Source organism: Oleiphilus sp. HI0066 (assembly GCF_001635725.1).
Genome location: NZ_LWFH01001758.1, coordinates 1 through 710, shown reverse-complemented (window position 1 = coordinate 710; position 710 = coordinate 1). Strand labels below are relative to the sequence as shown.

1 pseudogene is annotated in these 710 nt (G+C 45.1%); it reads left to right on the top strand.

Annotation, left to right across the window (positions count from 1 at the left end):
- Positions 1-710 (top strand): annotated as a pseudogene (locus A3738_RS27305) (error-prone DNA polymerase); the annotation flags it as partial.

Sequence of the window (710 nt, the reverse complement as noted above, 5' to 3'; positions counted from 1 at the left end):
CCGATGCTGTGAAAGAAGTATTGGCGCGCACACTGGGAGTGCCGATATTTCAGGAGCAGGTCATCAAGCTTGCCATGGTCGCAGCAGGTTTCACTGGTGGTGAGGCTGATCAATTGCGTCGCGCGATGGCAGCTTGGAAGAAGACTGGGGAGTTATTTCAGTTCAAGAATAAGCTGATAAAAGGAATGTTAGAGCGTGGCTACGAGTTGAGCTTTGCTGAGAAAATTTTTGAGCAAATTTGTGGTTTTGGTGAATACGGTTTTCCTGAGAGTCATTCTGCCTCGTTTGCGGTGCTGGCCTACGCATCTGCATGGCTGAAATACTATTATCCTGAGGCGTTTTATACCGCACTGCTAAATAGTTTGCCCATGGGCTTTTACAGTGCTTCGCAATTGGTACAAGACGCGCAACGTCATCATGTTTCTATACAGCCTGTATGCATTAATCGATCGATGATTGATCATGATCTACAAGGTGAAAACGCGAAAGTTATTCGCTTGGGCTTTCGTTTAGTAAAAGGGTTAAGCGTCGAAGGGCAAAACTTACTTGTTCGTGAGCGACCGCCCTTAGGTTTTAAATCTGTGAGCGAAGTGAAAGCGATCGGTCTATCTCGAAGAGATTTAGAGTCTTTGGCTTCTGCAGATGCGTTTAGATGTTTATCGGATAATCGTTATGAAACACGTTGGCAATTAATGAACCCTGAAAGTTCA